The organism is Leyella stercorea, from assembly GCF_021531655.1.
The window spans coordinates 1-314 of record NZ_JADYUF010000130.1 but is presented as its reverse complement, the minus strand read 5'-3'; the positions used below and the strand labels follow the sequence as shown (position 1 = coordinate 314).

Here is a 314-nt window from a genome sequence, read left to right as displayed (position 1 = left end):
TAAGAAGTAGTCCCAGGCAGACTTGAACTGCCGACCTCCACATTATCAGTGTGGCGCTCTAACCAACTGAGCTATAGGACTGTCTTGTCCGTTGACTGGACCTTCTTAATTATTTAGTAAACAAACTTGCGGTACAAGAAGAGAGGTAAATACTTACCTAATTCTTATTACATGAAGCGTCTTTAAGGTGTTCTTTTCTTGCTTGACCTTGCAAAACTCGGTCGAGCTGCGTCAAGAAACCTCTCCAGAAAGGAGGTGTTCCAGCCGCACCTTCCGGTACGGCTACCTTGTTACGACTTAGCCCCAATCACCGG

General features: G+C 46.2%; 1 tRNA gene and 1 rRNA gene. Both read right to left on the bottom strand.

What is annotated here, in order from left to right:
* Positions 1 to 7: 7 nt before the first annotated feature.
* A tRNA-Ile gene (locus I6E49_RS14335) sits at positions 8 to 81 on the bottom strand.
* Between the two features lie 167 nt (positions 82 to 248).
* A 16S ribosomal RNA gene (locus tag I6E49_RS14330) occupies positions 249 to 314 on the bottom strand; the annotation flags it as partial.